Raw genomic sequence first — 12,792 nt, 5'->3', positions numbered from 1 at the left:
CTCAGGCCACCCCACCCGCCAGGATCGCGTCCAACTCGGCCCGAAGCTCTTGTGCGTCGGCCGGCTCAGGCGCCCGTACCAGCGCCTTTGCCGCCTGCCAGCGGGCCAGCGACTCCGGGGTCAGCGCCCGCCCATTGGCGGCCACGTCCTGCATCTCCGCGAAGTCACCCCCGCAATGGAGCGCCACGTCGCAGCCGCCGGCCAGCACCGCCGCGGCCCGTTGGCCGGCTGTGCCGCTCAAGGCCTGCATGCCGATGTCGTCGCTGAACAGCAGCCCCCGGAAGCCGATCCAGCCGCGGACCACCTCAGAAATCACGGTATTGGAGGTGCTGGCGGGCCGGTGCGGGTCCACTTCCGTGTAGACCACGTGTGCCACCATGCCCAGCGGCAGGTCGGCCAGGTCGCGGAACGGGGCGAAGTCCTGCCGCTCCAGGTCGATCCGGTCGGCATGGACCACCGGCAGTTCCTTGTGGCTGTCCACATGGGCGCGGCCATGGCCGGGGATGTGCTTCATCACCGGCAGCACCCCGCCAGCCATCAGCCCCTCCGCCTGGGCCCGCGCGAGGGTGGCCACGAGCCCCGGCTCCCCCGCGAAAGCGCGGTCGCCGATCACGTCATGGGCGCCGGGCACCGGCACGTCAGCCACGGGGGCGCAGTCCACGTCGATGCCCAGGTCCGCCAGCATGTGGGCCAGCAGCCGGCCATGCAGCCACGACGCACGCGTCCCCCGTATCGGGTCCCGTTCCGCCACCACCCCGCAGGCGCGCGCCGCCGGCAGGGCGGGCCAGTGCGGCGGGCGCAGGCGGGCCACCCGGCCGCCTTCCTGGTCGATCAGCACGGGCGCGTCGCGGCCGACGCTGTCGCGCATCTCCGCCACCAGCCGCCGGACCTGGTCGGGGCTGTCCACGTTCCGGCGGAACAGGATGAAGCCCAGCGGATCAGCCTCCCGGAACAGCGCGCGCTCCCCGGGGGTCAGGCTGGTTCCGGCGCAACCGAAGGCGATGGCCAGGGGTGCCTTACCGGACAATGATGCACCCCACGCCCTGGGCCTTCAGCGACGCGCAGACCTGGGAAGCCCGGCTGCCGTCCACGGGGCCCGCCTGGATGCGGAAGAAGGTGCCCTTGCCAGGGACCTCCACCTTCGTGGTCCTCATGGAAAGGCCGCCGAGTTCGCCGGGGAATTTGCGTTGCAGGCGCGACCACTCACCGGCCGCCTTGGACTCCGCGTCCACCGCGCCGACCTGGACCCGCACCGCGCCGGCCGGTGCCGGTGGCTGCGCCGTGGGCGCAGGCGGCGTGGCCGGGAGGGCTGCCGTCTGGCTGGGGGCCGGGGTGGCCGGCTTCGGTGCGGCCTGCTGGGCCGGCGGGGGCGTCAGCGGCTTCACCGGCTGTGCCGTCGCGGCCGGAGGCTGGGTGGTGGTCGCGGGCGGCGGCACCGGCTTGGGTGCCTGGGCTTGCGGCGTCAGCGGGATCGGCCCGCCGGTGGCGTAGCGCGGGTCGGCCGGGGGCGGTGCCGCCGGGGTGGTGGCGGGCGCGGTGGCAGCGGGCGGCGGTTCCGGTGGGGCGACCTCCGCGGGGGCCTGGGCCACCTGCTCCGGCGGCGGCTCGGCCTTGGGGCGCTCCAGCGGGGTTTCCGGCGGGGGCAGCAGGCGCTCCACCTCCGGCTGGCCGGGGTTGCCGCCGGAGGTCAGCCGGTCATAGACCAGCTTGTCCTGGTGCGGCACGTCCAGCCCGCCCGGCTGCTCCGGCTTCACCTTGGTGGGGGTCGGGTCGGCGCGCAGGATGGGGGCGACGCTTTCGGTGCCCGCCCGCATGCCCTGGCTGTAGGCGTAATAGATGATCCCGCCGAAGGCGCCGACGCCCAGCAGCAGGATGGCCGCGCTCGTGACGGTGCGCTTGCGCGGCCGCTCCGCCGAGACGGCGTAGCCCTGCTGATCATAGCCGTCATAACCGTGCTGCTGGCCATAGCCCTGCTGCCCATAGCCGTCATCGGCCGGCGGGGCCGTGCGCGGCTGGGCCCGCGGCGTGGCGCTCAACCCCGCGCCATAGGCGGCGCGGGGGTTGTAGCCCGGCTCCACCCGCAGCCCCTCGTTCCGCTCCCGGCCATCATCCTCGTCGTGGAAGGACATGCTGCTTTCCCTCGCGCCTCAGCGCATCTCCTCGACGGGCTCCACGCCCATGATCTGCAAGCCCGCGGCCACCACCAGCGAGACGGACTTGACCAGCGCCAGCCGCGCCCGGGTCAGTTCCGGGTCCGTCTCGATCAGGAAGCGCAGGGTGGTGTCGTCCCGCCCCTTGTTCCACAAACCGTGGAAGGATGAGGCCAGGTCATACAGGTAGAAGGCCACCCGGTGCGGCTCATGTGCCTCCGCCGCCGCCTCCACAAGGCGCGGGAAGGACAGCATCTGCCGGACCAGGTCCACCTCCTCCGGCGCCGACAGGCGGGTAAGGTCGGCCTTGGCCAGGGCATCGCCGGACAGATCCCAGCCGGGATAGGCCTCCGCCGCGTGGCGCAGCACCGACTTGCAGCGGGCGTGGGCGTACTGCACGTAGAAGACCGGGTTCTCCTTGGACTGCTCCGTGACCTTGGCCACGTCGAAGTCCAGGGTCTGGTCGTTCCGCCGGGTCAGCATGATGAAGCGGACGACGCCGGCGGACACCTCCTCCACGATGTCGCGCAGGGTGACAAACCGCCCTGCCCGCTTCGACATCTTCACCGGCACGCCGGCATCCATCAGGTTGACCAGCTGGCAGATCTTGACGTCCAGGGCGCCCTTGCCGCCGGTGATGGCCGTGGTCGCGGCCTGCATGCGCTTGACATAGCCGCCATGGTCGGCGCCCAGCACGTCGATCAGCTCCGGGCTGCCGCGGCGGAACTTGTCGTAGTGGTAGGCGATGTCGTTGGCGAAATAGGTCCAGGACCCGTCGGACTTCCTCAGCGGCCGGTCAACGTCGTCGCCGAACTCACTGGCCTTGAACAAGGTCTGGGGCCGCGGCTCCCAATCCTCGGGCTTCTTGCCCTTGGGAGGCTCCAGCACGCCGACATAGATCAGGCCCTGGTCCTCCAGCGCCTTCAGCGCCACGTCCACCATGCCCGCATCCACCAGCGCCTTCTCGCTGCTGAACACGTCATGCTTCACGCCCAGCAGGGCCAGGTCGGACTTGATGCCTTCCATCATGCGGGCGACGGTGAACTCCCGGAACACCGCCAGCCATTCGGCCTCATCGGCTTCCAGCCACTTCCTGCCGTCCCGCTCCGCCAAGGCCTGGCCCACGGGTTTCAGGTAGTCGCCGGGGTAGAGGCCGGCCGGGATCTCCCCGATCTCCTCCCCCAGCGCCTCGCGGTAGCGCAGGTAGGCGCTGCGGGCCAGCACGTCCACCTGGGCGCCGGCATCGTTGATGTAGTACTCGCGCGTGACCGAATAGCCCGCCTTCTCCAGCAGCGCCGACAGCGCGTCGCCCACCACGGCGCCGCGGGTGTGGCCGATATGCATGGGGCCGGTGGGGTTGGCGGAGACATACTCCACGTTCACATGGTGGCCGGCGCCCATGTCGCTCTTGCCGAAATCGGTCCCGGCGACCAGCACGTCCGCCAGCCGGGCCAGCCACCAGTCGGCAGCCACGCGCAGGTTCACGAAGCCCGGCCCGGCCAGCTCCGCCGCCGTCACCTCCGGCAGCTCCCGCAGGCGGGCGACCAGCGCCTCCGCCAGCACCCGCGGGGGCTTGCCCGCCGGCTTGGCCAGCACCATGGCGGCGTTGGTGGAGACGTCGCCGTGGCTGGGGTCGCGGGGCGGCTCCACCGTCACGCGGGACAGGTCCAGCCCGGCCGGCAGCTCGCCGGCGGCTTCCATGGCGGTCAGGGCGGCCCGTACCTTGGCCTCGAATTCCTTGAAGACGTGCATCTTGTTCTTGCTTTGCCAGCGGGGGCCGGTGCGGCCCGCCGATCCGTTCGACGGCCGCACCCTAACGCATTCCTGTTGCGCCGCACAGGGGCGAGAATGGGGCGGCGGAGCCGCCCTACCCCGCGATCAACTGCGCCTGCCTGATGGCGAACCGGTCCGTCATCCCCGCGATATAGTCCAGCAACGCCCTTACCCACCCGGCCCGGTCGTACGGGACGGCGCGCACCTGCGGCACCGTCTCCAGCAGGCTGGAGAAGCGGCGGGGCAGCTCGCCGTAGGGTCCCGCCGCTTCCCGGGCCAGGAAGGCCTCGCCATAGGCGTCCAGCAGGGTGGTGATGGTGCGGGCGGCTACGATGTCCGTCTCGCAGCGCTGCTGGCCGCGGTAGATGCGGGTGTAGCTGACCTCCTCGATCTCCTTCAGCGCGTCCACCCGCTCGATCATGTCCAGCAAGGCGGGGCACGCCTTGCCCTCCATGATGGCTGGCAGGCGCTCCAGGAACATGGCGGCGGCGTCGTGCACCAGCTTGTCGATGGCGCGGGCGCGCAGATAGATCAGCTTGCGGTCCTCGTCGTCGATGGACCGGTACTCCCCTTGGTCCAGCTCGTCGATCACCGGGCGCAGCAGGTCCTCCGCCTCATCAAAGGACAGCATGCGCATCTTCACCGCGTCCTCGATGTCCACGATGCTGTAGCAGGCGTCGTCCGCCGCCTCCACCAGATAGGCCAGCGGGTGGCGGCACCAGGCGTCGCGACCCAGCGGCACCAGCCCCAGTTCCCCCGCAACCCAGCGGAACAGCTCCGCCTCGCTGCCCAGGAAGCCATATTTGCGCTTGTGGGGGCGTTGCTCCCCCGGCGCGGCGGGCGCGCTCCAGGGATACTTGCTGTAGGCGCCCAGGGTGGCGGCGGTGAGCTGCAGCCCGCCCGTGGGCCGCCAGCCCTGCAACCGGGTCAGCACGCGGAAGCCCTGGGCGTTGCCCTCGAACCGGGTCAGCTCATGGCACTGCTGGTCCGGCAGCCCGTCCAGGATGTCCCGGCCCAGGTCACTGGTGCGGAACCAGTCGCTGACGATGTCCTCCCCCGTATGGGCGAAGCAGGGGGTGCCCACGTCGTGGGACAGGGCGGCGGCGGCCACGATGTCGCCGATGTCGAAGGGGGTCGCCCCCACCTCCTCCGCACCATACCTGTTGATGATCTCCTGCCCCGCCCAGGCGCCCAGGGAGCGGCCGACACGGGACGCCTCCATGCTGTGGGTCAGGCGGGATCGCACATAATCCGACCCGCCGATGCCGTGCACCTGCTGCTTGTCCGACAGGCGGCGGAAGCTGGTGGAAAAGGTGATGCGGTCGATGTCGATCTCGAACGCGCTGCGATAGGGCAGCTCCGGGTCGCGGCCCGGCTTGGCCAGCCGCTGGCGCGACAACAGGCTTTTCCACCGCATCATGGCACCCTCCCGCTGGCCCCGCTTTGACGGACCGTCCGTGGCCGCTTACATAGTGAACAGGCAAATGTCCAGCCCGCGCCCGGGCGGACGCCAATTGACCGAGGAACCGACATGGCCACCACCGCCGTACCCGAGGCTGAGACCACCGCCATGGTGCCCGCCGGCCGTGCCGTGGGCCTGACCGCCTCCGCCGCCAAGCGCATCCAGGATTTAGCGGCGCAGGAAGGAAACCCCGCGTTGATGCTGCGCCTGTCGGTGACGGGCGGCGGCTGCTCCGGCTTCCAGTACAACTTCACCTTCGACGACACCACGAACGAGGACGATCACGTCTTCGCCGCCCACGGGGCCAAGCTGGTGGTGGACGACACCTCCCTGGACCTGCTTGCCGGGGCGGAGCTGGACTTCGTGGAGGATTTGATGGGGTCCTATTTCAAGGTCGGCAACCCTAACGCCTCCTCCTCCTGCGGCTGCGGCACGTCCTTCGCGGTCTGACGTGGCGGGCAAGCGGCGGAAGCGTTAGCTTCTGGCGCTTGCAGGGCCGCGACGGCGGCCACGCGCACAATTGTGCACGCAAGCCAAGGCCGCGGACGCGGCCGCAAGCCTGCCCCGGCTCCTGAGCCGGGGGCGCCTGAGGGAACACGAATGAGAATAGCCACGTGGAACGTGAACTCCGTCAAGGCGCGTCTGCCCAACGTGCAGGGCTGGCTGGAAACCGCTTCCCCCGACGTGGCCCTGCTCCAGGAGATCAAGTGCGAGACGGCCAGCTTCCCCGCCAAGGATTTCGAGGCGCTGGGCTATGAGGTCCATGCCGTCGGGCAGAAGAGCTACAACGGTGTCGCGTTGCTGTCGAAGCACCCGGTCACCGACCTGCTGACCCGCCTGCCCGGCGAGCCGGAGGATGAGCAGGCCCGCTATGTGGAGGGCACCGTCCAGGGGGTACGCGTCGCCAGCCTGTACCTGCCCAACGGCAACCCGGTGGGGACGGAGAAGTATCCCTACAAGCTGCGCTGGATGGACCGGCTGAAGGCCCACGCCAAGGGCCTGCTGGAGTCGGGTCAGCCCGTGGTGCTGGGCGGCGACTACAACGTCATCCCCGGGCCGGAGGACGTCTACGACCCCAAGGGCTGGACCGAGGATGCCCTGTTCCGGCAGGAGACGCGGCTGAAGTTCCGGGAAATCCTGCACCTGGGCTACACGGAGGCCTTCCGCGCCCTGCACCCGGACATGGCCCACGCCTATAGCTTCTGGGATTACCAGGCCGGCGCCTGGCCGCGCGACATGGGCCTGCGCATCGACCATTTCCTGCTGAGCCCCCAGGCCGCCGACCGCCTGACGGTCTGCGCCATCGACCGCGGTCCCCGCGGGCAGGAGAAGGCCTCCGACCACACTCCGGTGATCGTCGAACTAGACGTTTGATAACGCGTGCGAGTTCCTAGGTCGGATTGGCCGCATAGCGGCGGCATCCGACATCCCAAGCTCACAAAGTCGCGTACTGCCCCCGGAAATACAGCAGCGGCCGCCCGTCGGCCCGGCTCTCCAGCCGAAGCACCCGACCCACCAGGATCAGGTGGTCGCCCCCTTCATGCACCGCGTGCAGGGCGCAGTCCATGGCGGCCAGCCCGCCGGCCAGGATCGGGGCCCCCGTGTCCCAACTTTCCGTCGCCACCCCGTCCCAGAGCCCGTCAAAGGGCGGGCGGGCGAAGCGCATCGAGAGGTCCTGTTGCGCATCGGCCAGCACGGTGAGAGCGAAGGCCTGTGCGGCGGTGAAGGCCGCCAGCCTGTCGCTGTCCTTGTCCAGGCAGAACAGCACCAGCGGCGGTTCCAGGGAGACGGAGCTGAAGGAGTTCACCGTCACCGCCACGGGCCGCCCGCCGGGTACCGGGGCGGTGGCCACGCAGATGCCGGTGGCGAAACAGCCCATGGCATCGCGGAAGGCTCTCGGGTCGATGCTCATGGGAACTCCGGCAACTCCAGGCAGGTCCCCATCCCTAGCCGCCACCCAGGCCCGGCGCAAGTCACAGCGAAACCCTGGCTTACCCGTTTGCGCCGCGGCAACACCCTGTTACTCTCAATAAAGTTCGATCGAGTACGGGGACGTCCGTGGCAGGCGGCGGCGGGGCCGGTGAGAAGGCCCCCATCATCATCAAAAAGGTCAACAAGGGTGGCGACGCGCACCATGGCGGCGCCTGGAAGGTGGCCTACGCCGACTTCGTGACCGCCATGATGGCCTTCTTCCTGCTGCTCTGGCTGCTGAACGTGACCACGTCCGAGCAGAAGATGGGCATCGCCGACTATTTCGCCCCGGCCAGCGCCTCCAAACAGGAAAGCGGCTCCGGCGGCATCCTGGGCGGTCGGACGATGTCCGTGCCCGGCTCCCAGATGAACGCCAGCTCGCCGGAAACCATCGAGGTCCCCACCCCCGGCCCGCCCGCCACCGGCAAGGGTGATGGCGACGCCGACGGGGAAAAGGACGAGGCCAAGCAGTTCGACAAGCTGGGCGGCAAGCACGCCATCGATGCCAACCGCGACGGCAAGGTGGACGAGAAGGAGTTGCAGGAAGCGCTGGCCAAACATGAGGCCCAGCAGTTCGAGAAGGCGGCCACCGAGTTGCGCCAAGCCATCCAGCAAGTCCCGGAACTGCAGAGCCTTGCCCAGAACCTGGTCATCGACCAGACGCGGGAAGGGCTGCGCATCCAGCTGGTGGACCAGGAAGGCTATTCCATGTTCCCGGGCGGCAGCGCCAAGATGTTCCCCCAGACCGCCCAGCTCCTGGCCCTGGTGTCCCAGGCCGTGGGCAAGCTGCCCAACAAGCTGTCCATCAGCGGCCACACGGACAGCACTCCCTACGCCCCCGGCAGCAGCTATGGGAACTGGGAGCTTTCCACCGACCGCGCCAACGCCAGCCGCCGTGCACTGGAAGCCGCGGGCGTGGATTCCGGCCGGATCGAGACGGTGGTGGGCAAGGCGGACAAGGAGCACCTGTTCCCCAACGACCCCCGCTCCCCCCGCAACCGGCGCATCAGCATCGTCCTGTTGCGGGAACAGAATGCCGCCGCCCCCGCCGCAGCCCCTGCGCCGGCCCAGGCGGCCCCGCTACCCGGCAGCCTGCCCACCATCCCGGCGCCCCCCGTCCCCGGCCCGGCCACGTCGCGCTGACCACTCCGGGGTGCGTCGTTCCGCCCGTGGAACTATGTTTCGCGGGATGCCCAAGGCATGAACGTCGCCCTGTTCAAACGCCCTGCATCTGGTAAGCTCCTTTCGCTAGTGCGAAGACGCCCGGGCCGGAACCGCCCCCGGCCCCGGGGTAACCATGACAGGGCGCGGGGGGCTCCGTGATCGGTCCAGGCAGCGGTGTCGGCCACCTTCTCTCGGCCTACCAATCGAACGGCTTCTATGACGAGCTGTTCGGCAGCGCATCAAACCCGGCCCACCATGCGGAGGCGGTCCGGCGACGGCTCGGCAGCCTGGAATTCGCGGACCTGAAGCGCCGCGCCTCCGATGCGGAGCGGGAGCTGTACAACCTGGGGATCACCTTCCTGGTGTACAGTGAGGCGCAAGCTATCGACCGCATCCTCCCCTTCGACGTCATCCCACGCATCATCTCCGCCGCCGAATGGGCGCGGGTGGAGGCCGGGGTGAAGCAGCGCATCGCCGCGCTGAACCTGTTCCTGAACGACGTCTACCACGACCAGAAGATCCTGCGGGACGGCGTGATCCCGGCGGAGCTGGTGCTGGGCAACGCCAACTACCGGGAACAGATGGTGGGCGTGGACCTGCCCCACGGTACCTATATCCACATCATGGGCGTGGACCTGGTGCGCGACGGCGAGGGGACGTTCCGCGTGCTGGAGGACAATGGCCGCGTGCCGTCCGGCGTGTCCTATGTGGTGGAGAATCGCCACATGATGCAGCGGGCCTTCCCCGACCTGATGCAGGACATCGGCATCCGGCCCGTGGACAATTACGGCATGAAGCTGCTGGAGGCCATGTGCGAGATCGCAGGCCCCACCCCGTCGGGCACGGACCCGCAGGTGGTTCTCCTCTCCCCCGGCCCGTACAACTCCGCCTATTTCGAGCACATCTTCCTGGCGCGGGAGATGGGCGTGCCCCTGGTGGAGGGGCGTGACCTGGTGGTGCAGGACGACCGGGTATACATGAAGACCACCGGCGGCCTGGCCCGGGTGGATTCGATCTACCGCCGGGTGGGTGACGACTTTTTGGACCCGCTGGCCTTCAACCCGGAAAGCCAGCTGGGCGTGCCGGGCATCTTCGAGGCCTACCGCAAGGGCAATGTTGCGCTCGCCAACGCCATCGGCACCGGCGTCGCGGACGACAAGGCCGTCTATGCCTACGTGCCGCGCATGATCAAATATTACCTGGGTGAGGATGCCATCCTGCCCAATGTGGAAACCCACATCTGCCGGGAGCCGGAGGCCCTCCAGTACACCCTGGACAACCTCGACAAGCTGGTTGTCAAGCCGGTGGGTGAGGCCGGCGGCTATGGCATCACCATCGGCCCCCGTGCCAGCAAGGCGGAGCTGGAGGCCTGCCGCGCCAGCCTGCTGGCCGACCCCGCCAACTACATCAGCCAGCCCATGGTCCCGCTTTCTGTCTGCCCCACCCTGGTGGAGGAAGGCATCGAGCCGCGGCACGTGGACCTGCGCCCCTTCGCCATCACCGCCAAGGACACCTGGGTGCTGCCCGGCGGCCTGTCCCGGGTGGCCCTGAAGAGGGGCACGCTGATCGTGAACTCCAGCCAGGGCGGCGGTTCCAAGGACACCTGGGTCCTGGCGGACGACACGACCCTGGCTCGCTGCGCCGCCGAACGGCAGCAGGCATTCCTGCAGAGCCAGTCCCAATCCCAGTCGCAGTTGCCTTGAGCGGAGGACGAACCCCATGGCTGCCCTCCTCCTCTCCCGCTATGCCGAGTGCATCTTCTGGCTCGCCCGCTACATGGAGCGGGCGGAGAACCTGGCCCGCATCCTGGACGTGAACGAGACCTTCGCCCGTGATGGCCAGGGCGCCACCCACTGGCGGCCCATCCTCCAGCTCAATGCCGACCAGGAGCGGTTCTTCCAGTCCTATCCCGCCGCCACGGCGGAGAACGTGCTGAACTTCTACATACTGGACGGCCAGAACCCGACCAGCATCCTGTTCGCCGTCCGAGCGGCGCGGGAGAACGCCCGCCAACTGCGTCCCCTGATCAGCACGGAGATGTGGGCCCAGCTCAACGTCTTCTACAACCGGCTGCTGGCCCTGGGCCCTGCGGACATCTCCCTGCCGAACCTGCAGCGCCAATGCGCCTTCATCAAGGAGGCATGCCAAGCCCATGCAGGCATCACGGAAGGCACATTCTTCCGTGACCAGGGCTGGTACTTCTACCAGCTGGGCAAGTACCTGGAGCGGGCGGACCAGACCACCCGTTTGCTGGACATCAAGTACCACACCCTGCTGCCCCAGTCGGGCGGGGTGGGTTCCCCCATCGACCTCAGCCAGTGGAACGCGCTGCTGCGCTCCGCCGCCGGCTACCACGCCTTCCGCCGCATCAACCCCCGTGGGATGACCCCCGCGACGGTGGCGGGGTTCCTGCTGTTCAACCGGTCGTTCCCGCGGTCGGTCGCCCTCTGTACCCACGAAATCCAACAGGTCCTGTCGGGCCTGACGTCGAAATACCGGCTGCGTCGTGGTAACCTGGTGTTGGAGAAGGTGGATGAGCTCCAGGATCTCCTTGCATCACAGTCCATCGAAACCGTGATCAACCATGGGCTTCATGAATATCTGGATGGCCTGCAGGTCTGTTTCGGGACGTTGTCGGACGGGATCAGCCGGGCCTTCTTCGGGTTCGACCAGCCTGTGGCCGTCACGGCCTGACCGCCCCGTACCGCCCCTGACCGCTGGCATGCCCGCCCATCCATGAGCATCATCCCGCCGAAGTTCCAGCCTTTACAGCAGTTCTTCCGGTCGGGGCCGATGCCCTGCCCCTATGTGCCCGGCCGGATCGAGCGGAAGCTCTTCACCCGGCTGTCGGGGCCGCAGGCGGCAGAGGTGAACGCCTCCCTCTCCCGCGCCGGGTTCCGGCGTAGCCACGACATCGTCTATCGCCCGGTCTGCCCGGGCTGTTCTTCCTGCATCCCCGTGCGCATCCCCGTGGCCAAGTTCAGCCCTGGTCGGGGCATGCGCAAGATCATGGCCCGCAACGAGGATTTCCACACGAGGCTGGTGCCCGCCGCGGCGACGCGGGAGCAGTACCAGGTCTTCGCCGCCTATCAGAGCGCCCGGCACGCCGACAGCGACATGAGCCGGATGAGCCTAGCCGACTTCTCCGCCATGGTGGATGAGGGGCGGGTCAACACCCATCTGCTGGAGATCCGCGATTCGCATGGCATGCTGCGCGGCGGGCTGCTGGCGGACCGGCTGGATGACGGCTTCTCCGCCGTCTACAGCTATTACGACCCGGATGAGCCGCGGCGCTCCCTGGGCACCTGGCTGATCCTCCAGGCCGTGGCGCAATGCCTTCGCCTAGGGCTGCCCTACCTGTACCTGGGCTATTGGATCGAGGGCAGCCGCAAGATGGCCTATAAGGCCCGCTTCCAACCGCTGGAGGCGCTGGGCCGCGACGGCTGGGTGCCCATGGTCTTCAAGGATTAAGTCCGGCCGTCCCTTCGTCCGGGGCGGGGCAATAGAGGGCGTACAGGGTCCGCAGCACCTGAGCCGCTTCGTCACTCGCCAGGGAATAATAGATCGTCTGCCCGTGCCGACGGTTGCGTACCAGCCCGTCCTTGCGGAGCAAGGCAAGTTGCTGCGACACGGCCGTGTCGCGCATGCCGATCAGCCCGGCCAGCTCCCCCACCGACCGCTCCCCTGCGGCCAACTGGCACAGGATCAGCAGCCGGGAGCGGTTCGCCAAGGATTTCAGCAGTTCGACCGCCCGGTCGGCGGCCTGTTCCAGCTCTTGTATCTGCATATTTCTGAATATATGTATCTGTGCGGAGGCAGGAGATAGAGGCTAGCATGGATTTACCGGTTTCCATCCCCCTTCTCGCGGCCGGGCTGGCCGGCGGGGTGCTGGTCGGCGCGGCGGCCACTTGGCTGCTTCTCGCCACCGGCAGGATCGCGGGCATCAGCGGCATCCTGGCCGGGCTGCTGACGCCGGTAAGCGGGGACGTGTCCTGGCGGGTCGCCTTCCTGGCCGGGCTGGTGCTGGCGCCCCTGGCCCATGCCGCCATCCTGGCCCCGCCCGAGGTGGCGGTGAGTGCCAGCCCCGTCCTGCTTGTGGCGGCGGGCCTGCTGGTCGGGTTCGGCACCCGGCTGGGGTCCGGCTGCACCAGCGGCCACGGGGTCTGCGGCCTGGGGCGGCGCTCCGCCCGGTCCCTGGCCGCCGTCGCTACCTTCATGGCGGCAGGCCTCGCCACCGTCTACGCCACCCGCCACCTGTTCGGGGGCTGAGCC

General features: G+C 69.0%; 13 protein-coding genes. 7 read left to right on the top strand and 6 right to left on the bottom strand.

Going from position 1 to position 12,792, the window contains the following annotated elements:
• Nucleotide 1: 1 nt before the first annotated feature.
• The 4 genes from nagZ to dgt all read right to left on the bottom strand — a co-directional run bounded on the left by nagZ (nt 2) and on the right by dgt (nt 5,343).
• A complete protein-coding gene (gene nagZ / locus HHL28_RS06800) occupies nt 2-1,027 on the bottom strand; it encodes a beta-N-acetylhexosaminidase (RefSeq protein ID WP_075769113.1) in 1,026 nt (341 codons plus the stop codon).
• Complete coding sequence (locus tag HHL28_RS06795; RefSeq protein WP_169654900.1) at nt 1,017-2,129, bottom strand: SPOR domain-containing protein; 1,113 nt, start codon at nt 2,127-2,129, stop codon at nt 1,017-1,019. Before HHL28_RS06795 ends, nagZ begins: the two co-directional genes overlap by 11 nt.
• A gap of 18 nt (nt 2,130-2,147) precedes the next feature.
• Complete coding sequence (gene argS, locus HHL28_RS06790) at nt 2,148-3,902, bottom strand: arginine--tRNA ligase (RefSeq protein ID WP_075772938.1); 1,755 nt, start codon at nt 3,900-3,902, stop codon at nt 2,148-2,150.
• Between the two features lie 115 nt (nt 3,903-4,017).
• The gene (gene dgt, locus HHL28_RS06785; RefSeq protein WP_075772934.1) at nt 4,018-5,343 is read right to left on the bottom strand and encodes a dGTP triphosphohydrolase; all 1,326 of its coding nucleotides are present in this window, start codon (nt 5,341-5,343) and stop codon (nt 4,018-4,020) included.
• A gap of 111 nt (nt 5,344-5,454) precedes the next feature.
• On the opposite strand from dgt, the gene erpA reads away from it, so the two are divergent.
• Both erpA and HHL28_RS06775 read left to right on the top strand, forming a co-directional pair.
• Nucleotides 5,455-5,835, top strand: coding sequence for an iron-sulfur cluster insertion protein ErpA (gene erpA / locus HHL28_RS06780; protein WP_075772933.1), 381 nt, complete (start codon nt 5,455-5,457; stop codon nt 5,833-5,835).
• A 150-nt stretch (nt 5,836-5,985) separates the two neighbouring features.
• Complete coding sequence (locus HHL28_RS06775; protein ID WP_075772932.1) at nt 5,986-6,759, top strand: exodeoxyribonuclease III; 774 nt, start codon at nt 5,986-5,988, stop codon at nt 6,757-6,759.
• A gap of 61 nt (nt 6,760-6,820) precedes the next feature.
• On the opposite strand, the gene HHL28_RS06770 is transcribed toward HHL28_RS06775, so the two are convergent.
• Nucleotides 6,821-7,297, bottom strand: coding sequence for a flavin reductase family protein (locus HHL28_RS06770; RefSeq protein ID WP_075772931.1), 477 nt, complete (start codon nt 7,295-7,297; stop codon nt 6,821-6,823).
• Between the two features lie 146 nt (nt 7,298-7,443).
• Between HHL28_RS06770 and HHL28_RS06765 the strand changes: the two genes are divergently transcribed.
• The 4 genes from HHL28_RS06765 (at nt 7,444) to HHL28_RS06750 (ending at nt 11,991) form a co-directional block, all read left to right on the top strand.
• Nucleotides 7,444-8,499: a flagellar motor protein MotB gene (locus tag HHL28_RS06765; RefSeq protein ID WP_075772930.1), complete on the top strand. Its 1,056-nt coding sequence runs from the start codon at nt 7,444-7,446 to the stop codon at nt 8,497-8,499.
• Nucleotides 8,500-8,675: 176 nt separating this feature from the next.
• Nucleotides 8,676-10,223, top strand: a complete 1,548-nt coding sequence (locus HHL28_RS06760) for a circularly permuted type 2 ATP-grasp protein (RefSeq protein ID WP_083699500.1) — start codon at nt 8,676-8,678, stop codon at nt 10,221-10,223.
• A 16-nt stretch (nt 10,224-10,239) separates the two neighbouring features.
• Nucleotides 10,240-11,214 carry an alpha-E domain-containing protein gene (locus HHL28_RS06755; RefSeq protein ID WP_075772929.1) on the top strand — a complete coding sequence of 325 codons (975 nt, stop codon included), beginning with the start codon at nt 10,240-10,242 and terminating at the stop codon, nt 11,212-11,214.
• A 42-nt stretch (nt 11,215-11,256) separates the two neighbouring features.
• Nucleotides 11,257-11,991 (top strand): arginyltransferase, encoded by a 735-nt coding sequence (locus HHL28_RS06750; protein WP_075772928.1) that lies wholly within the window; start codon nt 11,257-11,259, stop codon nt 11,989-11,991.
• Here HHL28_RS06750 and HHL28_RS06745 read toward each other — a convergent pair.
• The gene (locus tag HHL28_RS06745) at nt 11,981-12,307 is read right to left on the bottom strand and encodes an ArsR/SmtB family transcription factor (RefSeq protein ID WP_075772927.1); all 327 of its coding nucleotides are present in this window, start codon (nt 12,305-12,307) and stop codon (nt 11,981-11,983) included. The two genes, HHL28_RS06750 and HHL28_RS06745, sit on opposite strands and share 11 nt — an antisense overlap.
• Nucleotides 12,308-12,354: 47 nt before the next feature.
• Here HHL28_RS06745 and HHL28_RS06740 point away from each other — a divergent pair, with 47 nt between their 5' ends.
• Nucleotides 12,355-12,789 (top strand): YeeE/YedE family protein, encoded by a 435-nt coding sequence (locus HHL28_RS06740; RefSeq protein ID WP_075772926.1) that lies wholly within the window; start codon nt 12,355-12,357, stop codon nt 12,787-12,789.
• The last annotated feature ends 3 nt before the right edge of the window (nt 12,790-12,792 follow it).

Origin of the sequence: Aerophototrophica crusticola (assembly GCF_012913305.1) — a bacterium.
GTDB lineage: Bacteria > Pseudomonadota > Alphaproteobacteria > Azospirillales > Azospirillaceae > Niveispirillum > Niveispirillum crusticola.
This window is presented reverse-complemented; position numbering and strand designations above follow the sequence as displayed.